We start from the raw sequence: 23,206 nt of genomic DNA, 5'->3' as shown, positions 1-23,206 counted from the left end.
TCAGTTCCACCAGGCCCCAAGGAAGAGGACGACCCCCCGTGACACCTCACAGCGGCACTTTCGGATCCGCCGGCGAGCGTCTGCTGCAGAACCACCTGGGCAGCGCGGAACGGGCCGCGGGATTCTACGGCCGCCAGGTACAACCCCAGCTCACTCCCCAGATGCGGGAATTCATACGCCAGCAGAACATGGTCTTCATCTCCACGGCCGACGCCGGCGGAGAGTGCGACGCGAGCTTCCGGGCCGGCCCGCCGGGTTTCGTCGTCGATCTGGACCAACGCACCCTGACGTATCCCGAGTACCGCGGCAACGGTGTCCTCGCCAGCGCCGGGAACGTCACGGAAAATCCGCACATGGGGCTGCTGTTCATCGACTTCACCCACCATCACATCGGGCTGCACGTCAACGGCAGGGCGCTGCTGCGCACCGACGAGGAGCAGCGGCGGACGTATCCGTGGCTCCCCGTCGACACGGCGCCCGGGCGCCGCCCCGACCTGTGGGTGCACCTCGTCGTCGAAGAGGCGTACGTGCACTGCTCCAAGCACATCCCGCACCTGGAACCCGCCCAGCGGCCGCGGCTCTCCCCGGACAGCCGACCCAAGGACGCCGAGTACTTCGTCGCCCCGCGCCCGCCCGCTCCGCCGTCCCAGGCGCCCGTCCCGGTCCCGGCCCGGCACTACGGCCACGGGGGTTAGGCGGTCCGCCGGACGGCGAGCAGGGCGACGTCGTCGATGCGGCCCGGGTCGTCCTGGCCGGTGAGGAACTCCGCCAGGGCCGCGAGGTCCATGTCGCCGCCGCGGGCCGTCGTCCGCAGCCAGCCCCGGATGTCGTCCGCCATGCGGCGCACGCACGTGTCGATGTCGGCGTCCCGGCGCTCGACGAGTCCGTCGGTGAACAGCACCAGGGCCTCGTCGGCGCCGAGCGTCGCCGCCGTCGTCGGGTAGTGGGCCCGCGGGTCCACACCGAGGGGCGGACCCCCCGCGAGACGGATCTCGTCGACGGCGCCCGGGCGCACACGCATCGGATGGGGGTGTCCGGCCCGGGCGCCTTTCAGCGTGCCGTCGACGGGGTCGAGGACGAGGTAGGCGCAGGTCGCGAACCGATCGGTTTCCAGGTCGCACAGCACGCGGTTGACCCGGGACAGGATCGTTCCGGGTGCGAGGCCCGCTTCGGCGCAGGTCCGCAGAGCGACGCGCAACTGCCCCATGACGGCGGAGGCATGGGCGTCGTGGCCCTGGACGTCACCGATCACCAGGGCCGCCGATCCGTCGCTGAGGGGCAGGACGTCGTACCAGTCCCCGCCGATGTGCATGCCGCGGGTTCCGGGAAGGTAGCGGGACTGCACGCTGAGCGCGGAGAGCGTGGGCAGGTGGCGCGGGAGCATGGCCTCCTGCAGGTCGGTGGCGCGCTGATGCTCGTCGTCGAACAGCTGCGCGCGCTCCAGGCTCTGGCTGAGGATGACGGCGACCGCCGTGTAGAAGGTGCGTTCGCCGGCGTCGAAGCGGCGAGGTCCGGCGAAGGCGATGAGGCACGCCCCGGTGACATGGTCGGCCGACCCGAGGGACAGCACCACCCAGGACCTCGGCGGCAGCGGACCGGCGACGGCGAGGCCGGGGATGGGCGGCAGGGAGTGCTGCGTGAGGTCCTCGATGAACAGCGGCTCGTCCTGGGTGGCCGCGAAGGCCATCATCGCGTGGGCCGGTCCGCGCAGGTGCTCCAGTGCGGGAGCGACACGGGTCTCCCCCACGATGTCCAGGCGGCCGTCCTCCGCGATGCCGAGGACCAGGTTCTCGGCGCCGAGGGCGGGGCGCGCCAGATCCGTCATGACCTGGGTGACGTCGCGCACCGTGACCGCCTTGGACAGAGCACGGGTGAGCGTGAACAGGAAGGCGTCGCGGGAGGTGTCCGGCGAGACGTGGGCGGCGGACGCCGCGGCGGAGCCGGCCCCGGTCTCGTAGACGAACCCGAGCGCCCGGGACGGGCGGCCCGTGTGGTCGACCAGGACGCGGCCGCATTCGGCCAGATGGTGCACGCTGCCGTCACGGTGGACGACCCGGTAGGCCAGGTGGTACCGGTCGGAACCGGCCAGGTCACCGGACTCGGCCGCGGCGACGGCGGCCTCGGTGACCTGGGCGATCGCGGCCTGCAGCACCGGCACGTCCTCGGGATGCAGCAGGGCGAAGAACGTCTCGCCCCTGCCGTCGAACTCGGCCGGGTCGACGCCGTAGATGGCGCACGCGCGGTCGTCCCAGTAGACGTCGTCCGCGGCGAAGTCCCAGGCGAAGACGCCCGCCTCCGCCGCGTCCATCGCCGAGGCGAGGAGCCCCGCCTCGGCGCGGGCCCTGAGCGCGAGGGCGCACCCCTCGGCGAGCAGGGACCACAGGCCGGGGTCCGGCCGGTCGCCGTCCCGGCCGGCGCCGTCCTCCGTGCCCACGGCGAGCGCTCCGAGCACCTGCCCGTCCGTCGCCAGCGGGAGAACCGACGTCGGGCCGGCCGCACCGTGGACCGTCCTGGGCCGTCCGGTGTGCACCACCTCGCGCGCGGCCTTTTCGACTGCTTCGTCGCCGGGCGGGTCGGGGAACACGTCGAGGACGGCCCCCCGTCCGACGTACAGCCGTGTGTGTCCGGCCGGGAGACTCCAGAGCCCTTCGCCCGCGGCGGTCAGGGCGTCGACCATGGCCTGTGGTTCACGGCAGCGCAGGACGCGCAGCACGTGGCGCACGAGCTCTGAGGGATCGGCTCTGCCCATGCCACAACCTTTCCGACGGCAGCCCGCATGCCCATTCTGCGCACTGCTCGGGCGACGGGCATGTTCTCGGGCGGCGCGCCGGCACGGTGGCCGTCATACGTCCGGCAGGGTCTGCTCGGCCCGGATCGTCTTGCCCATGGGGCCACCACTTCGTCCTGCGCCGCTCGGCCCCGCTGACCCACGGGCCGTTCGCGGCTCTGGTCCCAGCATGCTCCCGCGTGCCGTGACTCCCAAGAGACCGACCGGCAGCCGACCGCGGGCACCTGCGTACCTGCCGCGGGCGCCGAGCGAGTGGTGGCGCGCCGGGCGGGGTGCCGCGCGGCTACCGGGCCTCTCCCGGCGTACGCCGGGACAGGGCGGTGCGGACACCGCCGGGTACGGGCGGCTCGGCAGCCCGGCCGTGACGGAGGAGCAGTGCCGTGATGTCGTCGTGGGCGCCCGCGTCGAGGGCGCGGCGGACCAGGAAGCGCGCGTCCTCCAGGAGTTCGTCGCCGGAGTCCGACGCGCGCGGGCGGCGGGCCAGCGCCGCCCGCAGGTCCCCCGCTCCGGGCAGGCAGCGCCACAGGCCGTCGGTGCAGAGCAGAAGGCGGCCCGGTCCCGGGGGCCGATGGCTGCGGACGTACGGTGACGGTTCGTCGGCGCCGGCCCCCAACCAGGCGGAGAGCGCCTCGTGTTCGCCGGTGTCGTCCTCGGTCAGCGCCATGCCCGGCCCCTCGTCGGGCAGCCAGTAGGCGCGGCTGTCGCCGACGCCGGTGCTCCAGATGCCCTCGGGGCCGGCGGCTCCCGCGACGAACGTGCAGGCGGGCGCGCTGTCCGGCGACTTCGCCAGCGCGGTGACGGCGTGAAAGGCGCGGCGGGCGGCGTCCGCGAGGGCGGTTTCCGGCAGAGCGCCCGCCCGCAGCAGCGCGGCCAGCGCTGCCACGCCCGCCTCGGCGGCCACGCGGGCGGCGCGCTCCGCGCGCGGCGCCATCGAGACACCGTCGGCCACGGCGGCGACGGTCCAGACGCCCGTCGTCGCCAGCGCCATCGCGTCCGCGTTGACGCCGCGACGTCTGCCCCGGTCGCTGACCCCGGCCGCGACACCCGCCACCGTGATCTCCACATGGGCGCGGAACGCAGGCTGCTGCGCGCCGCAGTCCCAGCACCATCCGTCGGGGGCGACCGTTCCGCCGCATCGCACGCAGTGCGTCGTGTCCGTCATCGGACCGGCATCCTGTCACGCCGCGGGCGGAATGGCGCTCAGGGTTTCCGGTGCACGCGACCGGATACGCGCACAGCAACGGGTTCACACGGCGGCAACGCGGCCGTAGCCGCCCTGTGTGGCGCCGCGTCTACGCTCGGGACAGCACGCCGTCGGCCGACGCCGCCCCACGGGCCCCTCCCGCACCTTCGAACGAGGCCCATGCTGCTCGACACTCCTCCCTGGCTCGCCCATCTCTTCCAGCGGCAGCGGCTGCCCATACCGTGGGCCGCCGTCGTGCGCGGCGCGATCGCCTGCGGACCGCTGCTCGCCGCGGGTCTCGCCACGGGACGTGCGCACCTGGCCGTCCCCGCCGCCCTCGGCGCGATGCTCGCCGGGGTCAACGACCGCCCGGGAACGCGGCGCAGGGGCGTGGTCCACATCGGTCTGCCCGCGCTGGCCGGGGCGTTCGGGATGCTCCTCGGCTCGGGGCTCGCACCACTCGGTTCCGGCTGGTGGGCCGTGCCCGTGGTCTGCGCGGTCGCGCTGGTCTCGGGCGCGGTCAGCGCGGCCGGCCCCGTCAGTTCGGCCGCGGGGATGCAGATGCTGGTCGCCGTGGTCGTCGGTCTTGGCATGCCTCTGCCGGGAACACCGTGGGCCAAGGCCCTGTGCTTCCTCGGCGGCGCGGGCTGGCTGCTGTTGCTGCGTCTCCTGCTGTCGTCACGCGGGCGCTCGGCCGCCGGGCCGCTGAGCGGCGAGCGCGAGGCGGTGGCAGCCGTGTTCGACGCGCTGGCCGACGCGCTCGCCGAAGTGGGGCGCCCGGGGGCGGAGGCAGCGCGGCGGCAGCTGACCGCCGCGCTCGACCGTGCCGACGAGGAGGTGCTCCTGCTGCGGCGGCTGCGTGTGGGACGCCGCCGCGACGGGGCCGCGCTTCTCGAAGGGTTCGGCGCGGCCACCGCGCTCTGCGAGGCCGCCGTGGCCCTGCTGTGGGAGCGCCGGCCGCTGCCCGTGCGGATCTGCGAAGGCCCCCGGCGGCTGGCGCGGGCCGTGCGCACGGGCAGCCCGCCGGGCAGCGTCCGGTGCTGCGGCGCGCCGCGTACACGGCGCTGGCCGAGGCCCGCTCCGCCGCCGGCACCGCGTCAGCCGAACTCCTGCCGCGCGGGGTCCCCGGCTGCGACTGGCAGCCACTGCTCACCACCACGGAACGCATCGTGGACGCGACCACCGCGTACGCGGTCCACCTGGCCTACGGATCGCGGCCGCCGGCCGCCGCCGTCCACCGGCTGGCCCGTGCCCTGGCGGCCGCGGCCGACACCCTGGACCAGGCGCGCGATCTCGAAGAGACCGTCGGACGGTCGGCACAGGTGCTGACCGCACACCTGCGCCACAGCGGTCTGGAGGCGCTGGCTCAGGACGGCACGGCCGGTCCGTGCCCGGACACCGGCGGGCACCACCGGCGTGCGCCCGTATGGGCTCGCTGAGCGGAGCGCGGGTCCGTCCGCGGGTACTGGACGTGCACAACGAGGTACTCCGGTGAAGCATGGAGACGTCAGCCTGCAAGCCGCCCGGCGACGGGCACCGAAAGCGGTGACGCGTGCAATTCACACCCGCCGACGGCACCGGCAGGGCGATGAACAGCCCGGACCGGCTCCCGGCGCCCTCGTTCCTCAAGGCGGTGTTCGACGCCCTGGGCGCGGGGATCTACGTCACGGACGCCGAGGGCCGCATCACGGCGGCCAACCCCTGGGCGGAGCGGATCGTGGGGCGCTCCGAGGAGGAGACGGTCGGGCGCGACCTGCACGACCTGCTCCACCGCGACGCCGAGGGAAGGCCGACCCCCCGCGACACGTGCCGGATCCTCGACGTGCTGGCCGACGGCCGGCCGGCCGAGGGGAGCGACGACCACTACCTCCGCGCGGACGGCACGGTGACACCGATCATCTGGGCGGCGACCGCCCTGATGCAGGAGGACCGGGTGGACGGTGCCGTGATCGTCTTCCACGACTTCACCCTCCACCGGGAGGCGGCCGAACGGACCGCGGCGCATCTGGCCGCGCTGGAGGAGCTGACAGGCCGGCTGAGCACCGTGGCAGGCATCTCGACCGTGCTCATCTCCACGCTGGACTTCGACGAGATGCTGCACCGGCTCGTACGACTGATCGTGCCCGAACTCGGCGACTGGGCCGCGGCCGACCTGCTCACCGGCGAGGAGACCCAGGCGGCGCGGCGCCTCGCCGTCCACAGCCGGCACGACCCCGAGAGCGCGCGCTCCCTGGAGGGCCCCCTGCCGCCGCTGCCGCAGACGTCGGCCGGGGCGCTGTCGCGGGTGCTGCGCCACGCGGAGCACGTTCTCCTCGACGCCGACGATCTGAGCGCCGAACCGGATTCCGCCTTCGGTCGGGCCCACCGCGAGCTGTTCCACCGCCTCGGCGGCCACTCGGCCGCCGTCGTGCCGCTGTACTCGCGCCGCAAGGTCTACGGTGCGCTCACCGTCGCCCGGACCGCCGGCTCACCGGCGTACACGGAAGCGGATCTGATGGTGCTGGCCGACATCGGCCGCAGGGCCGGGCTGGTCATGGACAACGCCCTCCTGTTCGACCAGCAGCGCCATGTCGCCGAGACCATGCAGCGTCAACTGCTCACCCCGCTGCCGCAGATCAACCGCCTGCGGATGGCGGCCCGCTACTGGCCGGCGCAGAGCGCCGCGGAGATCGGCGGCGACTGGTACGACTCGTTCCTCCTCGCCGACGGCGTGACCACGATGGTCATCGGCGACGTCGCCGGGCACGACCTCAAGGCGGCCGCGCACATGGCCGAGGTCCGCAACATGCTGCGCGCTCTGGCCTGGGACCGGCAGGAGCCGCCCAGCCTCATCATGCGCCGGCTGGACGAGGCCATGACCCACACCAGTGACGCCCCGATGGCCACGGCGATCTTCGCCCGCATCGAGGGGTCGTCGGGCGGGCCGTGGCGGATGCACTGGGTCAACGCGGGGCATCCGCCGCCGTTGCTGGTGACCGCCGACGGCCTGGCCCGTTTCCTCGAGGAGGGCCACGGGCCGCTGCTGGGGATGAGTTCCGCGCTGCACCTCGGCCTCGGCTGGCCCGACGCGCGCGTGGAGCTCCCGCCGCTGTCCACCCTGTTGCTCTACACCGACGGGCTGGTCGAGAGCCGCTCGCGGCCCATCGACACCGGACTCGCGCTGCTGCGGCGGCACGCCTCCACGCTCGCGCGCCTCGATGTGGAGGACTTCTGCGACGAGTTGCTCGACCGTATCGAGCCGAGCGGCGACGACGTCGCCCTGCTCGCCCTGCGCCTGCCGGCCGCGGGAGAGGGGGCGGACGACGAGGAGCCGTTGCCGGCACGCCCCGCGCACAGCCCCGCCGCCGACAACCGGGCGGCGCCGGGTTCCCGTGTCGAGCACACGCCGGTGCGCAACGCCTCCGACGAGGTGCGGGACACCTGACGCTCCGGCGCGGCGCACACGGCCTCGTGTACCGGACGGGTTCAGGGGCGCCGCCAGTCGTCCTCGCGCAGGTGGGAGCCGGCCATCGGGCCCATGCGCAGCATCCCGCCGTCGACCGACCACGACGCACCGGTGACGTAGGACGCGTCCGGGCCGGCCAGGAACGCGATGACCGCCGCCACCTCGCGGGCGTCGCCCGGGCGGCGCAGGGGGATGCCCGGCCGCTCGACCCGCCGCACGTCCGCGTCCTCCTGGCCGGTCATGGGGGTCGCGATCTCGCCGGGGGCCACGGCGTTCACCGTGATGCCGTGCTCGGCGAGTTCGAGCGCCATGACCTGTGTCAGCAGGCCGAGACCGCCCTTGGCGGCGCAGTAGGGGGCGGCCCCGACGCGCGGCTGGTGCTCGTGGACGGAGGTGACGTTCACGATCCGGCCGCCGTCGCCCTGCGCGATCATCCGGCGTGCGGCGCGCTGGCCGCACAGGAACGGTCCGAGGAGGTCGACGTCGACGACCTGGCGCACGGTTTCCAGGTCGAGTTCCAGGAAGGGGGTGGCGGTTCCCGTTCCGGCGTTGTTGACGAGGACGTCCACGCGGCCGAGTTCGTCGGCCAGGTCGTCCACCACCCCTGCGGCGTCGGGCAGTCGGGTCAGGTCCATGCGGGCCACGGCCGCCTTGCGGCCGTGTGCGCGCACCTCGTCCGCGGTCGACTCGCCGCCTTCGCGGTCGGTGTGGAAGGTGATGCCGATGTCCATGCCGGCCGTGGCGAGACGGACGGCGGTGGCACGGCCGATGCCGGAGTCGGCGCCCGTCACGATGGCGACCGGGGCGGGGCGTTGTTCCTGGTGGGTGCTCATGGCACTCTCCGTCGCTGGGTGCGTACCCTCGCGGGCACGGGCGGCCGTCGTACGCGGCACCGGGCCGGTCAGGTCGCGCGCCGTCGGTCCTCGTCGCTCCACTTGCGGGTGTCGCGCGGCTCGACGTACGGCTCGTCGGCGGGCGGATGGCCGCCCGCGATGGCCCGTTGCCTGCTCATCTCCGCGTCGAACTCCAGGCCCAGCAGAATCGCGAGGTTGGTGATCCACAGCCACACCAGGAAGACGATCACGCCGGCGACGGTGCCGTAGGTCTTGTTGTAGGAGCCGAAGTTGGCGACGTAGACGGCGAAGCCCGCGGAGGCGAGCATCCAGATCACCACGGCGAGGAAGCTGCCGGGGGTCACCCAGGAGAAGCCGCGGCCCCGCGCGTTCGGCGCGGCCCAGTACAGCAGGGCGATCATCAGGGAGACGAGCACGACCAGGACCGGCCATTTCGCGATCGACCACACCGTCATGGCGGTGTCACCGATCCCGAACGCCGCCCCCACCTGGCGGGCGATGCCTCCGCTGAGGATCACGATCAGCGCGCTCACGCACGCAAGGATCATCAGGGCGACCGTCACCCCCAGGCGCACGGGAAGGATCTTCCAGGCCGGGCGGCCCTCGGGCATGTCGTAGACCGCGTTGGAGGAGCGGATGAAGGCGGCCACGTAACCGGAGGCGGACCAGAGGGCTCCCAGCAGACCGACGACAGCCAGGACCGACCCGGTGCCGCCGCTGCCCTGCAGTTGTGTGACCGCGTTGGTGATCACGTCGCGGGCCGCACCCGGAGCGAGCTGTTGCAGGTTGTCCAGGACCGTCCGGGTGGCGCTCGCTCCGGCGATCCCGAGCAGGGAGACGAGAACGAGAAGGGCCGGGAAGAGGGCGAGCACCCCGTAATAGGTCAGTGCGGCCGCGCGGTCCGCGAGTTCGTCGTCCTTGAACTCCTTCAGCGTCCGGCGCAGCACCTGCCCCCAGGAGCGCTTCGACAGCTGGGTGGGCTTGTCGGGAGTGCTCGGACCGGCCTCCTGCGTCCGCTCGGCGCCGGGGCGCGTGCTGTCGTCGGCCGGCCGGTCGGGCTGGTCGCGCCGGTCGGCCCGGTCGGGCTGGTCGGGCCGGGCTGCCGCGGCCGTGGGGTCCCCACCGCCGCGCGGTGCGGCGGTGGGAGGCGGGTGCGCGTGGCCGCGTCGGCGGTGGGTCAGGCGCGACATCACCGATGCCACCTCCGCCGTGCCAGCATCAGCAGCACCAGAATCGCGGCCGCGCCGGCGGCGAGCGACGCCGCCTTGCCACGCGGCGTTCCGACGGTGGCGGCGACCTGCTCCTTGGCGTGCCCGGTCTTCGCCGCCATGTGCTGCTTCGCCTCGACCGCGGATCTGCGGGCCCGAGCCTTCACGTCCGTCCTGGCGGCCAGTTCCTCCACGGTCCGGCCGAGTTCCTCACGGGAGTGTTCCACCTGGGCCCGCAGTTCCTGCAGGCCGGGCCTGCCCCCGTCGTGGGAGGCTCGTGTGCCGCTCATCGGTGTGCCCTTCCCTTGATCTCCTCCATGTCGGCCCGCACGCTGTCGATCGTCTGCCGCGGTGCCGGCGGAGTCGCCTGCTTGATGTTCTTCCTGCCCGCGGCCGCGAGGACCGCCGCGACGAGGAAGAGGACGGCGGCCACGATCAGCGCGGACGCCCACCAGGGCAGCACGAGCGCAAGCGCGATGATCGCTGCCGCGACCAGGGCCTGCAGGCCGAGCACGGCGACGAGTCCGGCGCCGCCGAACAGCCCGCCGCCCCTCCCGAGGCGCTTGCCCTTCTGTGTCATCTCCGCCTGTGCGAGACGCATCTCCGCGCGCACCAGCTGCGAGATCTGCTGCGACGCGTCGGAGACCAGTGCGCCTATCGGTTCTTCGGCCCTGGTCCGATAGGTCTGGCTCACGGATCCTCACCGCCTTCCGGGTCGTGGCCCGTGCACTTCGTGGGCACAACCCCGGGTACCCAGGTCGGATGCCGCCACGCACGCGTGCCCGACCGGGACCGGCACACCGGCGTGGTCAGTCGGGCAGTGTGCTGTGGTCGGGGTGATGAGGAGTCCTGCGGCGTTGCCTCATCTCCGCCTCGTACAGATGGTCGCGGCCCTCCGCGAGGCGGTTGCGCACCTGGAGTTCGACCTCGGCGAAGGGGCGGTAGTACGTGGCGTTGTACGCCTCGACGATCTGGTACGTCCAGTGGCCGGGGATCACGTTGCGGCCCAGGATCTCCCGCTCGACCAGGTCGGCCTCGCGGTGGTGCCCGGCTTCGCGGAGCAGCCGTACGGCGTCGTCGAGGCCGAGGTCCGCCCGGCCGGTCAGCTGGTGGAACGCGTAGAGGTGGCCCCGGGCCCGTTCCGTGGTCTCCAGCGACTTCGACAGGGCCCCGAGGGCCGCCACCGTCGTGTCGCCGACACCTGGCGGGCGCAGGTGCTGCGGGTCCCGTCCGTCGTGGTCCGCGCTGCCTCGGCCTGTGCTCATGGTCGCCGCTCCCCACGCTCGCTGCTGTTCTCCGCGGTGTGCTCCGTCTCGTGACTCGGAGGTGTTTCATACGATATGCGACGAAAAGTCACGGAGAGTGCGCTTGCCGCGCGCCGCCTGATCTTTCGCGGTGCGCCGGCCGGGGCAGTCATGGCCGGCGCTGCGGGGAGCGGGCGCCGCGCAGCGCGGAGGGGCTGGTGCCGAACCAGCGTGCCACCGCGCGGCGCAGCGTCCGGGCGTCGCTGAAGCCGAGCAGGCCCGCGATGTTGTGCATCGGGAGGTCGCTCCCCATGATCAACTCTTCGGCACGGACGAGGCGTACGGAGTCGACGAGCGCCTCGTACGACGTGCCGTGCTCGGCGAGGCGGCGCCGCAGGGTCCGCTCGCTCATCCCCCGGGCGAGCGCCTGCTGCGCGAGAGGCGGCACATGGGGCAGGCCGCGGGCCACGGAGACCTCGAGGCCCTGCACCAGGTCCTGGCGGTCGCGGCCCTGCGCACGGGCCGCGTCGAGGAGGGCGAGTACCTGGGCGAGGGTGTAGGCGTCGGCGCCCGGCAGCGGCGTGCGCAGCCAGTCGTCGCCGAAGACGATCCGGTCGTCGGGGGCGTCGAAGACGACGGGGCAGCGGAAGCAGTCCTCGTACGCGTCGCCGTACGGCGGGCGGGGGTGGCGTACGGCGACGGTGTGCGGGGCGAAGGTCTCGTCCAGACAGTCCCGGACGAGGGCGACGATGCCGGCGAAGGCCTCCTCCAGCAGGAACGCCCGCAGTTCGGAGTCCGTGTAGCGGGCCGTGGCCAGGATCGCGGCGCCCTCGGGCACGGTCTGCGTGCGGTGGTCGAGCATGGACCCGGTGACGCCGTGGTGGCGGACGCCCAGTTCGAGGGCGTCGTGGAGGGTGGGGCTGGCCTGCAGCCCGAGACCGACGAGACCCCAGGCGGTGGCGCGCCGGCGGCGGCCGACGGCGAGGCCCAGAGCGGGGTCGTCGAGGTCGCGCATGGCCTCGCGTATGACCGAGCTGGCCTGCCGGTAGGAGATGCGCTGGCCGACGACGCTCAGGGCGGCCTCGCTGAGGCCGGCGCGGCGCAGGGCCGGGCCGAGGTCGTGGCCGCGTTCGGCGGCGACGAGGGTGAGGTAGCGCAGCAGGTGCGGCGTGATCGTCGCCGATCCGTACCGCGGGTCGGTCAGGGGCGGGGCCTGCGCTGCCTGGCGCTTCATGCGGTCGCACCTCCGGGCCGTCACTGTAGGGACCGCGGCGGCCCGGCCGACAGGGTCCGTGGCCGCCGAAGTCCCGTTACTGGCCGGTCGGGTCCTGTCCCCCGGGCCGCCGCGCACCTTACCGTCGGTCACACCCGTGATCGAACGCACCCGTTACCCGTCTGCGAGGGAGAAGGCATGCGGTTCCCCACGACGCGCTCCAGGGCGGTGTCCCTGCTGGTCGCCGGATCACTCGGCGCCCTGGCCCTGGCGGCAGTGCCGGGTGCGGTGCCCGCCGGTGCGGCCCAGGGGCCGTACAGGACGGCCCAGGACGGCGGCGACTACCTCGTCGGCCGCGGGATCGCCGATGTGACCGGCGAGGCCGCCGAAGTGGGCATGATGGGCTACTCCAGCTTCGAGCAGAAGGCGACCGGGATCCATCAGCGGCAGCGCTCACGGGCGTTCGTCGTCGCCGACCCGGCGAGCGGCAGCCGGATCGTCTACGTCAACGCCGATCTCGGCATGATCTTCCAGTCGGTGCATCAAGGGGTGCTCGCGCGCCTGAAGCAGCGGTACGGCTCCCTCTACACCGAGCGCAATGTGCTGTTGTCGGCCACGCACACCCACGCCGGTTCCGGCGGGCACTCCCACCACGTCGCGTACAACCTGGCGTCGCTCGGCTTCCAGAAGGACACGTACCAGGCGATCGTGGACGGCATCGTCGAGTCGGTGGCCGAGGCCCACGAGGACCTGCGGCCGGGGTCGATCACGCTCGGCCGGGGTGAGCTGACGAACGCGAGCGTCAACCGCTCCAAGGTGGCGTTCGACAGGAATCCCGCGGCCGACAGGGCGGCGTTCCCCGGCGCGATCGACCCGGCGATGACGGTGCTGCGGTTCCGGCAGGGCGGCGGCGACATCGGCGCGATCAGCTGGTTCGCCACCCACAACACCTCGCTGACCAACAGGAACACCCTGCTCAGCCCGGACAACAAGGGCTACGCGTCCTACGAGTGGGAGCACGACGAGAAGGGCGTGCGTTACCTGGAGGAGGCGAAGGGGTTCGTCGCCGCGTTCCCCAACACCAATGCCGGTGACATGTCGCCCAATCTGCATCTGAAACCCGGATCGGGCCCCACGGAGGACGAGTTCGAGAACACCCGGATCATCGGAGACCGCCAGTTCACCCGGGCACGGCAGATATACGACGCCGCCCGCACCCCGCTGACCGGCAGCGTGGACGCGCGGATGCGGTACGTGGACATGGAGGAGGTGACCGTCTCCGGCAGGTACACCCCGGACGGCAGGGAGCACCGCACCTGCCCGGCGATGGTCGGCGCCTCGACCCTGGCGGGAAGTGTGGAGGACGGCCCCGCGATCCCCGGGTTCACCGAGGGCATGAACAGTCCCGTCGCCACGCTGCTGGAGCCGTTCCGCATCGACCCGCCCGAGTGGCTGGTGGGCTGCCAGTACCCGAAGGCCGACCTGGTGCCCACGGGGCTGATCTCCGCGGCGGTACCGGCGACTCCGAAGGTCCTGCCCGTGCAGATCGTCAAGATCGGGCAGCTCTACCTGGTGGCCGGACCGGCGGAGTACACGATCGTGTCCGGGCTGCGCATCCGCCGGTCGGTCGCCGCGGAGCTCGGCGTACCGGTGGAGAACGTCCTGATGCAGGGCTACGCGAACGCCTACAGCCAGTACGTGACGACGCCGGAGGAGTACGACCTCCAGCAGTACGAGGGGGGTTCGACGCTCTACGGCCGCCACACGCTGCCCGCCTACCAGCAGGAGTTCAGCAGGCTCGCGGCGTCGCTGAGGGACGGCACAGACACCGGGCGCGGACCGACGCCGCCTGATCTGTCGGACCGGCAGATCACCCTGCAGACCGGCGTGGTGATGGACAACCCTCCGTCGGGCAGGGCGTTCGGGGACGTGCTGGGCGAGCCCGCGGCTTCGTACGCGCCGGGGGCCACGGTGACGGCGGAGTTCGTGACCGGGCATCCCAAGAACAATCTGCGCCGGGGCGGGACGTTCCTGGAGGTGCAGCGGCTGGTGGACGGGCAGTGGGACCGCGTGCGGGACGACGGCGACTGGGACACCACGTACCGCTGGGTGCGGATCAACGGGGTGACCGGCACCTCGAAGGCCGTGATCACCTGGAAGCCACCGGCCGGGACCGCGGCCGGGACGTACCGGATCGTGCACCACGGCGACTGGAAGAGCCTGTTCGGCAAGGTCACGGCGTTCACCGGGGCGACGAGGCCATTCAGGGTCGGCTGACGCGGGAGGCTCACCCGCGGGGCGGACCGGGCGGCCTGTCGTGGGGCCGGGCGGGGGCCGTAGGCTGGTGCCATGACGGAGCGCAAGCCGCCGGGCGTGAGTTTCGAGTCTTTCGTCGACAAGCAGATCCGCGACGCCGCCGAGCGCGGGGAGTTCACGGAGCTGCCCGGCTTCGGGAAGCCCCTGCCGGACGGGGACGCCGGCTACGACGAGCTGTGGTGGATCAAGCGCAAGATGCACCGCGAGGGCCTGTCCGTCCTCCCGCCCTCCCTGGCCCTGCGCAAGGAGGCCGAGGACGCGCTGGAGAAGGCCTCGCGGGCGCCGTCGGAGGCGGCGGTGCGCCGTGTCGTCGCCGAGATCAACGAGAAGATCAGGGCGATGCTGTTGCGTCCACCGCCGGGACCGCCGCTCGGCCTGAAGCCGTACGACACGGACGCGGTCGTGGCGGAGTGGCGACGGGGCCGCTCCTGAGGGCATGCCGTCCCGAGGGCGCGGGCCCTGACGGCCGCGCGAGCGGGCCGTCCCGCGCCTGTGGTCAGACCGGCTCGGCACCCAGCCACGAGGCGACGGCGCGGGCTATCGGCTGCCCTGTCTCCAGCTCGACGAAGCCGAACTGACCGCCCTGGTTGCATTCCAGGAACCACCAGGTGCCGTCCGCGTCCTCCGCGAAGTCGAAGGCCCCGTAGGCGAGTTCCGCGTGCTTCTTGTACGTCTCGACGGCCCGGGCGATCTGTACGGGGACCTCCACGGGCTCCCAGGTGTGGCCCGTGTCGCCGAACCGGCCGTCGACCTGGCCGGCGTCGGCGACCTTGCGCGCGGCGAAGTGCGTCTCCCCCACGCTGGTCAGTCGGATGTCGGCACGTTTGGGGATGTAACGCTGCAGCAGGGTGGGGGCGGCGGCGACACCGGAGAAGTCGGCGTCCGGCGGCACCAGCGTCGTGGGCAGCGCCATGGGCGGATCGCCCGGTGACTTGCCGGAGACGGACTTCACCACCACCTGCCGGTACTGTTCGGCGAACCGCCTGGCCATGGAGGGGTAGGTGGTCACGAGGGTCGCGGGCACCGGGAAGCCGCACCGGTGGGCGACGCGCATCTGCCACGGCTTGCGCCGGGCCCTGGCAGCCGCGCTCGGGTGGTTCATCCAGCGCGCGGCCGTGGAGTCGAGCATGCCGTACAGCGCGTGGCCGCTCTCCTCGGAGAGCCAGGCCGAGGGCTCACCCGCGTGCGCGGCAGGTTCGCCCGGCCTGCGGACCCACACGGACCGCAGCCCGTCGACGCTGGCCACACGACCCCCGGTGGACAGGTAACCGCGGAACTCCCCCCGTACGTACTCCGCGGACAGGGCGACGTCACCGGGCAGGTCTCCCGGGTCGAACCGCACGAGCGGCACGCCCTGTTCGTGAAGTTCCGCCACCACCAGGTCCGCGGTGACGTCCTGCTCGCACGTCAGCACCAACACCGTCACGGCGCGCAGTCCGGCTCAGTCGTCGAAGTGGGTCGCGGAGCCCGCCTTGGACGTCGTCGTCCCGGCGGCGGCGAGCAGGGCCCGGTCCGAGATGGCCGGACGCCCGTCGGGCAGGACGTTCAGCTGCAGTGCGGAGTCGTACGAGTACGCGGCCAGGGCCGGGGCCGGTTCGGCGGGGCGTGCGTAGTTCCACGCGAACGGTTTCATGTGCTGCTTCCTCCCCTGCCCGCGCGGTCCCGCCGGGCTGCTCATGTGACAGTACGTGGCGAAGCCGTGCATAGTTTCAACACATAGAGTCACATTGTGAATGTTGTTCACCGAAAAACCTTCGGATCCGAACGCGACCCGGCGGCGACATACCCCCGCCGAAGCCATTCAGACAGACGCGCCACTCGCCTCAAGGGTTTCAAGTCTTGGCCATGACGTGACGCAGATGACACGGCAATAGGCCCAAAGTACCGTAAGGGCCCCGCGGTTGAGAGAGGCGCGACGCAGCCTTCCGTCAACGGCGGGACTCCTGACCATTTGTCAACCCTCCATGGCCGAACCGCTATTTGTCGTGCCGTGGATGCGTGCTGTACGAACGCGCACGTCGCCCCGAGATCCGCCGGCGCCTCCGCGACCGCGCCGGGGCGGGTTCGCCTCCGCCGCGATGTCGCGCCCGGACCAGCCCTGGTCACGGGGCAGGCGTCCACCTTGATCGTCACCGGTGCGGGAACATGTCGGACGTCCGGCCGGGCCCCACGATGGACAGAGGGGCAGTCGACCGGAGGAGACAGACGATGAGAACCGCCGACCTGCTGGCAGACGCGTTCGGGCGCGTGCGCGAGGCGGTCCACGAGGCCGTGGAGGGACTCGTGGCCGAGGACCTGGCCGCCCGGCTGGACGAGGGGGGCAACTCCGTCGCCTGGCTCGTGTGGCACCTGACGCGCATCCAGGACGACCACGTGGCCGACGCCGCGGACCGGGAGCAGGTGTGGACGTCGCAGGACTGGGCGAGCAGATTCGCCCTGCCGTTCCCCGATGCCGCCACGGGCTACGGGCACACGGTGAAGGACGTCGCCGCCGTATGCCCCGACTCCGCCCGCCTGCTGCTGGGTTACTACGACGCGGTCCACGAGGAGACCCTGCGTTTCGTGCGCACCCTCGACGACGCGGCGCTCGACCGGGTCGTCGACACCTCATGGAACCCGCCCGTCACGCTGGGCGTGCGCCTCGTCAGTGTGATCTCCGACGACCTCCAGCACGCCGGGCAGGCGGCATTCGTCCGCGGCAGCCTCGGCCGGCGGCACACCTGACGGGCCGCACGGTGCGGCGTAAGGTGCGATGAGCTGTTGGCCCCTGACACTGTGAGAGGTGCACCTTGTCCGACTGGCACGTGGCACGGACCTTCGACAGCTCGGCGGGCGAGGTCCGCTGGGACCGGCTCGGCGACCTCGCGGCCCCGCCCGTGGTGCTGCTGCACGGCACGCCCTTCTCGTCCTTCGTCTGGCGCGCCGTGGCGCGTGCGCTCGCCGCGGCGGGCCGTCAGGTCCTCGTGTGGGACATGCCGGGCTACGGCGCGTCGGCGAAGTTCAGCGGGCAGGACGTCTCGCTCGCCGCCCAGGGGCGGGTCCTCACCGAGCTGCTCGACCACTGGGAACTCGACGAACCGCAGGTCGTGGCGCACGATGTCGGCGGCGCGGTCGCGCTGCGCGCGCTTCTCCTGCACGGCAGGCGTTTCCGCCGCCTCGCCCTCGTCGACCCGGTGGCCCTGGCGCCCTGGGGATCGCCGTTCTTCCGCCTGGTCGGCGAGCACGCCGGTGTCTTCGAGCGGCTGCCGCCCGCGCTGCACCGGGCCCTGGTCCGCGAGTACGTGGCGTCCGCCAGCTCCCCGGGGCTGCATCCGGCCCCCCTCGACCGGCTGGTCGAGCCGTGGACCGGCGAGGCGGGCCAAGCCGCGTTCTACCGCCAGATCGCCCAGGCCGATCAGCGCTGGACCGACGAGATCGAGCGCCGATACGGCTCCGTCGACGTCCCGGTCCTCGTGTGCTGGGGCGAGGACGACGCCTGGATCCCTGCGACCAGGGGCAAGGAGCTGGCCGACCGCATCCCCGGCGCGCGGCTGCAGCCGATCGCCGGAGCGGGGCACTTGGTGCAGGAGGACGCCCCGGCCGAGCTCACGGCGGCGCTGCTGGGCTTCCTGGACTGACGCGGCCGGCCCCGGCCGGTCACGCTCCGTCCCACCCTCGTCATGTCCGCCGTGGGCGGCGGCCGCCTCACTGGTCGCCGCCGCCCACAGGTGTCACGCTGGGACGGTGGTCTGTGCCCGACGATCCCGGGAGGGCCGATGGGGCGTGACGTCCCGGCGCTGGTCTTCACCCGTGAGGACCGCCGCCGCTACCGGAACAAGATGCAGGCGTGTCTGGACACGTTCGCGCAGATGCTGCGCGCGGCGAAGTTCGAGTTCGAGCGGCCGCAGGTGGGTCTGGAGATCGAGCTGAACCTGGTCGACGAGACCGGGGAACCCGCGATGCGCAGCACCGACGTCCTGGAGGCCATCGCGGATCCGGCGTGGTCGAGCGAGCTGGGCCGCTTCAATCTGGAGATCAACATCTCGCCCCGCAGGCTGACGGCCGGCGGGCCGGACTCCTGGGAGCAGGAGATCCGGGGTGCTCTGAACCACGCCGAGGAGCGCGCCTCGGAGGTCGGGGCGCACCTGGCCATGATCGGCATCCTGCCGACGCTGCGCCGCAAGGACGTCGGCGAGGCGGCCCTGTCCGAGAACCCCCGCTACCGGCTGCTCAACGAGCAGGTCTTCGCCGCGCGCGGCGAGGACCTGCGCATCGAGGTGGACGGCATCGACCGGCTGCGCACCTACGCGGACACGATCACTCCCGAGGCGGCGTGCACGAGCACCCAGTTCCACCTGCAGGTCGCCCCTGAGGAGTTCCCGGCCTACTGGAACGCGGCGCAGGCCATCGCCGGTGTGCAGGTGGGGCTGGCCGCGAACTCCCCGTTCCTGTTCGGCAAGGAGCTCTGGCGCGAGACCCGCATCCCGCTGTTCGAGCAGGCGACGGACACCCGCCCGGAGGAGATCAAGGTGCAGGGCGTACGGCCCCGGGTGTGGTTCGGCGAGCGCTGGATCAACAGCGTCTTCGACCTCTTCGAGGAGAACGTGCGCTACTTCCCCGCCCTGCTGCCGGTGTGCGACGAGGAGGATCCGCGGGAGACGCTCGAGGGCGGCGACACACCGGAGCTGTCCGAGCTGACCCTGCACAACGGCACGATCTACCGGTGGAACCGCCCGATCTACGCCGTCGACCACGGCAAGCCGCACCTGCGGATCGAGAACCGGGTGCTGCCCGCGGGGCCGACGGTGGCCGACATCCTCGCCAACGGCGCCTTCTACTACGGGCTGACGCGCGCACTCGTGGACGAGGAGCGGCCGGTGTGGTCGCGGATGTCGTTCCAGGCCGCGGAGGACAATCTGCACACGGCGGCCCGGCACGGGATCGACGCCCGGCTGTACTGGCCGGGCATGGGTGAAGTGCCGGTCGCCGAACTGGTGTTGCGGAGGCTGCTGCCGCTCGCGCACCGCGGTCTGGAGGCTTCGGGGATGGACGCGCCGTGGCGGGAGCCGCTGCTCGGCATCATCGAGCAGCGCTGCGTGACCGGCCGCAACGGTGCCGTGTGGCAAGCGGAGACGTTCCACCACATCGACCGGACCAGCAGGGTCGACCACCACGAGGCGCTGCGGCTGATGACGCGGCAGTACATCGACTACATGCACCTCAACGCCCCCGTCCACACCTGGCCGGTCGACTGACCGGCAGGCGGTGCCCGGGTGGGCGCGCTCGTTCTGCCCCGCCTTCGGCGGTGACGGCGCCGTACGGCTGGGCGGGCGGGCGCGCGGAGGGGCCGGGGCGCTCTCGGCGCCCCGGCCCCTCGTACGACGGGTGCCGCCGCGGCATGCGGCGCTGTCCGTCACACGTCGGGGTATATGTCCCCGGTGCTCATGCCGGACTCCTGCTCCGACTGGGCCTGCAGCCGCTGGGCCTTCTCCTTCAGCCGCTCACGCTCCTTGGGATCGCTGCTGCGCTCCGCGGCCGCGTTCAGTTCCTTCGCCTTCTCCCGCATCTGCCGGATCCGGCCGCGGGACTCGTCCGAAACGCTCATGATCACTCCTCGTGTTCCGATTGAGCGGGTGTCCTCAGCGAATCAGTGCTCGTGACCGAGCGCATCTCGGAGCCGTCCGGAACGGCCGTTCTCCGGTGGCGCCGGCCTCTTGCCGCGGCGCCCCGGGGCACGCTTCACTGTCGATCACCCCACAGGAGAATCCCCGTTCACCCACACCGAAGGGTCCGACTTGACTGCCCTGCCCCTACGTCCGATGGCCGTCACCGCTGCGGCCTGCGCCGTCGTGCTCGCCGCGGCCCTGCCGTCGTCGGCGATCAACTCGTACAACGCGACGCCCGCGCCCGAGCGCACCGAGGTCGGTGCGCTGGTCGCCACCTGGGACGCCGACGACGATCCGGCGACCCCGGACCGCGTCGACTGGGTCTGCTCCGGCACCATGATCGACAAGGACACGTTCCTGACCGCCGCCCACTGCACCACCGACTGGCCGGAGAACGTGAAGTTCTACGTCTCCCTCGACCAGGACGTACAGGCCGGCCTCGACAGGGCCGCCGCCCAGCACCCGGGCGACCCCGCCGCCGTGGCGCGTGCCGTCGGAGTCCAGGGCACTGCCCACAACCACCCCGAGTACCCGGGGCCGGCCTCCGACACACGTGACATATCGGTGATCCAGCTGTCCGCTGCCCAGGTCAAGGCGCGCTGGTCGTTCACTCCGGCCACGCTGCCCGCGGCCGGTGCGCTCGACGCGGCCGGCCCGCAGGGGTTGAACGACACCCCGTTCGTCGTCGCCGGTTACGGCACCGAGGAGTCCCGACGCGGTCCCGGCGGCCACACCCACCCGGGCGGCGGCGTCCGGATGAAGGCCCCGGTCACCTTCGACGCGCTGAACGACGCCTGGGTGCGCCTGGCCATGACCGCGCCGCAGGGCAACGGCGGTGCGTGCTACGGCGATTCGGGCGGACCGAACTTCGCCACGCTGGGCGGGAAGTGGACCCTCGTCTCCACGACGATCACGGGCGACTCGCCGTGCTACGCGACGAACGTGACGTACCGTCTGGACACCCCGGGAGCCCGGGCCTTCCTGGCCCCGTTCACCCAGCTCCCGTAGCGTCACAGGGCCCCGGGGACGGGGCGTGACCGTGGTGGGGCGCCCTTGCGGCGCCCCACCGCACGTGTTCCCGGAGGCAGTGATCAGGAGCTGCGGGCCAGCGCGTCGCGGGCCGCGTCCTGCGCGGCGTTCCGGTCGTCGGTCACCAGGCCGATGCGGGTCCGGCGGTCGAGGAGATCGGATGCGTCGAGGGCCCCTTCGTGGCGGACCGCCCAGACGAGTTCGGCGCCGGTGACGGGGTGGCCGGGGATCACGGGCCGCGCGAGGGACGGGTCCTCCAGGCCGAGAGCGTGGACGGCCGGCGCCTCGGAGCCGTACCGGCGGACGAGGCGGCGGGGCGCGTCCAGCTGCGCGAGGGCGCGGGGGTGGTCGGCTCCGACGAGCGGGACGGCGGTGGTGCGGCAGGGGCCGCATCCCAGCCCGCGCGCGAGGACGGCCGCGTCGACGGCGTCCTGCGCCATGCGCCGGTACGTGGTGAGTTTGCCGCCGACGACGGTGACGACGCCGTCGGGCGAGGTGAGGACCGCGTGCTTGCGGGAGATGTCGGCGGTCCGGCCCGGGCCGCCGTCCGTGTCGAGCAGGGGGCGCAGGCCGGCGAACGCGCCCACGACGTCGTCGCGGCCGACGGTGACGTCGAGGGCGGAGCCGAGGACGTCGAGGAGGAAACCGATGTCCGTCTCGGGCACCTCCGGCACGTCGGGGACGCTGCCTTCCACCGGTTCGTCGGTGAGGCCCACGTACACCCGGCCGTCGCCCTGCGGCAGGACGAGGACGAAGCGGTTGGTCTCGCCGGGGATCGGGATGTGCATGCCGGCGGCGAGGCCGCCCAGGTCGTCCGAGCGCAGCACGAGGTGGGTGCCGCGGGAGGGGCGCAGCCGGATGTCGTCGACGAGTCCCCCTGCCCAGACCCCGGCCGCGTTGATCACGGTGCGCGCGCGGATGCGCAGGTCCTCGCCGGTGGTCTCGTCGCGGACGAGCGCGCCGCTGCCGGTGAGCGCGAGCGCGCGGACGCGGGTCAGGACACGGGCGCCGTGGGCGGCGGCGGTACGGGCGATCGCGGTCACCAGGCGGGCGTCGTCGGTGAGTTGACCGTCCCAGGACAGCAGTCCGCCGCGCAGGCCGGTGGCGCGCAGGGCGGGCGCCATGTGCCGGGTCTCCACCGCCGACAGGACGCGCGGTGCGGGCAGGGTGGCGCGTGAGGTGCGGGCGGAGGCGCGGAGCAGGTCGCCGGCCCGGAAGCCGGCCCAGGCGAGCGCGGCCTGGCCGCGGCTGACCAGGGGGGTGAGCGGCAGGACGAACGGCTGGGCGCGGACCAGGTGGGGGGCGGTGCGTTCCATGAGAACGCCGCGTTCGACGGCGCTCTCGTGCGCGACGTCGAGCTGACCGGTGGCGAGGTACCGCAGCCCGCCGTGGATGAGCTTGGAACTCCAGCGCGACGTGCCGAAGGCGAGGTCGTGCGCGTCGACGGCGGCCACGGTGAGGCCGCGCGAGGCGGCGTCGAGGGCGGCTCCGGCTCCGGTGGCGCCGAGGCCGACGACGAGGACGTCGACCTCGGCGCCGTCGGCGAGTTCCGCGAGCTCCCTGTGCCGCCGTGCGGCGTTGAGGGACGAGGCGGGCAGGGCGGGGCTGCTCGGGCGGGTCATGGGGCGAGGGTCCTCTCCAGTACGGTCCGCAGCTCGCCGAGGAAGGCGGTGTCGCTCAGTTCGGGGTCGCCCTCCTCGGTCATCGTGCGCAGTGAGAGCACGAAGGACTGGACGACGAGCAGCAGTGAGCGGGCCTGCAGGTCGGTGTGCACGCGGCGGACGGATCCCTCCTCGTGGCCCTCGGCGAGCGCCGTCGTGATGAGGCCGAGCAGGGCGTCCTGGCTGGCTCCGCGGCGGTCGATGACGTAGGGCAGCAGCAGCTCCGGGTCCACGTCGATGATCTTGTGGAACAGGGGGTGCGCGCGGAACGCGGCGACCCCCGCCACGAGCCCGTCGACGATACGCGCCCGCACGGGCGTGCCCGCCGCGGGGTCGGGCATGGCGCCGACGGCGAGGGCGATCCACTCACGGGTCATCAGGTCGCCGACGAGCGTGCGCACGTCCGGCCAGCGGCGGTACAGCGTCATCCGGGACACCCCGGCGCGCCGGGCCACGTCGGTCAGGGTCGTGCGGCGTACGCCGACGGCGAGGACACAGTCGCGTGCGGCGTCCAGCACGGCGTCCGCGTCCGCATGGTTGTGACGAATGGGCGTCATCTGTCACAGTGTAATGCAGTGCCGGCCGCGCGGCAGTGCACCCCTGCGAAACCGACGGTGAGG

At 72.9% G+C, this 23,206-nt stretch carries 22 protein-coding genes; 9 read left to right on the top strand and 13 right to left on the bottom strand.

The genetic code is table 11. The annotated features are described in order from the left end of the window. Positions 1-38: 38 nt before the first annotated feature. On the top strand, positions 39-695 hold the full coding sequence (locus ACWD0A_RS03965) for a pyridoxamine 5'-phosphate oxidase family protein (RefSeq protein WP_451294362.1): 657 nt from the start codon (positions 39-41) through the stop codon (positions 693-695). Here ACWD0A_RS03965 and ACWD0A_RS03960 read toward each other — a convergent pair. Both ACWD0A_RS03960 and ACWD0A_RS03955 read right to left on the bottom strand, forming a co-directional pair. Next, entirely contained in the window at positions 692-2,749 is a 2,058-nt protein-coding gene (locus tag ACWD0A_RS03960) for a SpoIIE family protein phosphatase (RefSeq protein ID WP_451294360.1), read from the bottom strand. The two genes, ACWD0A_RS03965 and ACWD0A_RS03960, sit on opposite strands and share 4 nt — an antisense overlap. 322 nt (positions 2,750-3,071) lie before the next feature. Next, entirely contained in the window at positions 3,072-3,950 is an 879-nt protein-coding gene (locus ACWD0A_RS03955; RefSeq protein WP_451294358.1) for a PP2C family protein-serine/threonine phosphatase, read from the bottom strand. A gap of 201 nt (positions 3,951-4,151) precedes the next feature. Between ACWD0A_RS03955 and ACWD0A_RS03950 the strand changes: the two genes are divergently transcribed. Both ACWD0A_RS03950 and ACWD0A_RS03945 read left to right on the top strand, forming a co-directional pair. Beyond that, entirely contained in the window at positions 4,152-5,300 is a 1,149-nt protein-coding gene (locus tag ACWD0A_RS03950) for a hypothetical protein (RefSeq protein ID WP_451294356.1), read from the top strand. Positions 5,301-5,559: 259 nt separating this feature from the next. Further along, complete coding sequence (locus ACWD0A_RS03945; RefSeq protein WP_451294585.1) at positions 5,560-7,395, top strand: SpoIIE family protein phosphatase; 1,836 nt, start codon at positions 5,560-5,562, stop codon at positions 7,393-7,395. A gap of 41 nt (positions 7,396-7,436) precedes the next feature. Here the strand turns inward: ACWD0A_RS03945 and ACWD0A_RS03940 are convergent, their stop codons facing one another. From ACWD0A_RS03940 to ACWD0A_RS03915, 6 genes are all read right to left on the bottom strand, one after another. Then, a complete protein-coding gene (locus ACWD0A_RS03940; RefSeq protein WP_451294354.1) occupies positions 7,437-8,249 on the bottom strand; it encodes an SDR family oxidoreductase in 813 nt (270 codons plus the stop codon). Between the two features lie 68 nt (positions 8,250-8,317). After that, on the bottom strand, positions 8,318-9,460 hold the full coding sequence (locus ACWD0A_RS03935) for a YhjD/YihY/BrkB family envelope integrity protein (RefSeq protein WP_451294352.1): 1,143 nt from the start codon (positions 9,458-9,460) through the stop codon (positions 8,318-8,320). Next, positions 9,460-9,768, bottom strand: coding sequence for a DUF3618 domain-containing protein (locus tag ACWD0A_RS03930; RefSeq protein WP_451294350.1), 309 nt, complete (start codon positions 9,766-9,768; stop codon positions 9,460-9,462). The genes ACWD0A_RS03935 and ACWD0A_RS03930 overlap by 1 nt, the downstream gene beginning before the upstream one ends. Further along, on the bottom strand, positions 9,765-10,172 hold the full coding sequence (locus ACWD0A_RS03925) for a phage holin family protein (RefSeq protein WP_451294348.1): 408 nt from the start codon (positions 10,170-10,172) through the stop codon (positions 9,765-9,767). Before ACWD0A_RS03925 ends, ACWD0A_RS03930 begins: the two co-directional genes overlap by 4 nt. 115 nt (positions 10,173-10,287) lie before the next feature. Further along, positions 10,288-10,743 carry a hypothetical protein gene (locus ACWD0A_RS03920; RefSeq protein WP_451294346.1) on the bottom strand — a complete coding sequence of 152 codons (456 nt, stop codon included), beginning with the start codon at positions 10,741-10,743 and terminating at the stop codon, positions 10,288-10,290. Positions 10,744-10,891: 148 nt separating this feature from the next. After that, on the bottom strand, positions 10,892-11,956 hold the full coding sequence (locus ACWD0A_RS03915; protein ID WP_451294344.1) for an AraC family transcriptional regulator: 1,065 nt from the start codon (positions 11,954-11,956) through the stop codon (positions 10,892-10,894). A 177-nt stretch (positions 11,957-12,133) separates the two neighbouring features. On the opposite strand from ACWD0A_RS03915, the gene ACWD0A_RS03910 reads away from it, so the two are divergent. Next, positions 12,134-14,212, top strand: a complete 2,079-nt coding sequence (locus ACWD0A_RS03910; RefSeq protein ID WP_451294342.1) for a neutral/alkaline ceramidase — start codon at positions 12,134-12,136, stop codon at positions 14,210-14,212. A gap of 72 nt (positions 14,213-14,284) precedes the next feature. Further along, positions 14,285-14,683, top strand: a complete 399-nt coding sequence (locus tag ACWD0A_RS03905) for a DnaJ family domain-containing protein (RefSeq protein ID WP_451294340.1) — start codon at positions 14,285-14,287, stop codon at positions 14,681-14,683. 64 nt (positions 14,684-14,747) lie between these two features. On the opposite strand, the gene tgmB is transcribed toward ACWD0A_RS03905, so the two are convergent. Further along, the gene (tgmB, locus tag ACWD0A_RS03900) at positions 14,748-15,677 is read right to left on the bottom strand and encodes an ATP-grasp ribosomal peptide maturase (RefSeq protein ID WP_451294338.1); all 930 of its coding nucleotides are present in this window, start codon (positions 15,675-15,677) and stop codon (positions 14,748-14,750) included. A gap of 15 nt (positions 15,678-15,692) precedes the next feature. Then, positions 15,693-15,884, bottom strand: coding sequence for a putative ATP-grasp-modified RiPP (tgmA, locus tag ACWD0A_RS03895; RefSeq protein WP_177148025.1), 192 nt, complete (start codon positions 15,882-15,884; stop codon positions 15,693-15,695). A 575-nt stretch (positions 15,885-16,459) separates the two neighbouring features. On the opposite strand from tgmA, the gene ACWD0A_RS03890 reads away from it, so the two are divergent. The 3 genes from ACWD0A_RS03890 (at position 16,460) to ACWD0A_RS03880 (ending at position 19,485) form a co-directional block, all read left to right on the top strand. After that, positions 16,460-16,975, top strand: coding sequence for a mycothiol transferase (locus tag ACWD0A_RS03890; RefSeq protein WP_451294336.1), 516 nt, complete (start codon positions 16,460-16,462; stop codon positions 16,973-16,975). A gap of 65 nt (positions 16,976-17,040) precedes the next feature. Then, positions 17,041-17,868: an alpha/beta fold hydrolase gene (locus tag ACWD0A_RS03885; RefSeq protein ID WP_451294334.1), complete on the top strand. Its 828-nt coding sequence runs from the start codon at positions 17,041-17,043 to the stop codon at positions 17,866-17,868. A 138-nt stretch (positions 17,869-18,006) separates the two neighbouring features. Beyond that, positions 18,007-19,485: a glutamate-cysteine ligase family protein gene (locus ACWD0A_RS03880; protein ID WP_451294332.1), complete on the top strand. Its 1,479-nt coding sequence runs from the start codon at positions 18,007-18,009 to the stop codon at positions 19,483-19,485. Positions 19,486-19,643: 158 nt separating this feature from the next. Here the strand turns inward: ACWD0A_RS03880 and ACWD0A_RS03875 are convergent, their stop codons facing one another. Further along, the gene (locus ACWD0A_RS03875; protein ID WP_177148022.1) at positions 19,644-19,835 is read right to left on the bottom strand and encodes a DUF6381 family protein; all 192 of its coding nucleotides are present in this window, start codon (positions 19,833-19,835) and stop codon (positions 19,644-19,646) included. A gap of 214 nt (positions 19,836-20,049) precedes the next feature. Between ACWD0A_RS03875 and ACWD0A_RS03870 the strand changes: the two genes are divergently transcribed. Next, a complete protein-coding gene (locus ACWD0A_RS03870) occupies positions 20,050-20,904 on the top strand; it encodes a trypsin-like serine protease (protein WP_451294330.1) in 855 nt (284 codons plus the stop codon). 83 nt (positions 20,905-20,987) lie between these two features. Here the strand turns inward: ACWD0A_RS03870 and ACWD0A_RS03865 are convergent, their stop codons facing one another. Both ACWD0A_RS03865 and ACWD0A_RS03860 read right to left on the bottom strand, forming a co-directional pair. After that, entirely contained in the window at positions 20,988-22,547 is a 1,560-nt protein-coding gene (locus tag ACWD0A_RS03865; protein WP_451294328.1) for a glycerol-3-phosphate dehydrogenase/oxidase, read from the bottom strand. Beyond that, positions 22,544-23,143, bottom strand: coding sequence for a TetR/AcrR family transcriptional regulator (locus ACWD0A_RS03860; RefSeq protein WP_451294326.1), 600 nt, complete (start codon positions 23,141-23,143; stop codon positions 22,544-22,546). The genes ACWD0A_RS03865 and ACWD0A_RS03860 overlap by 4 nt, the downstream gene beginning before the upstream one ends. Positions 23,144-23,206: the final 63 nt, after the last annotated feature.

The organism is Streptomyces sp. NPDC002867 (genome assembly GCF_053591895.1).
This window is presented reverse-complemented; position numbering and strand designations above follow the sequence as displayed.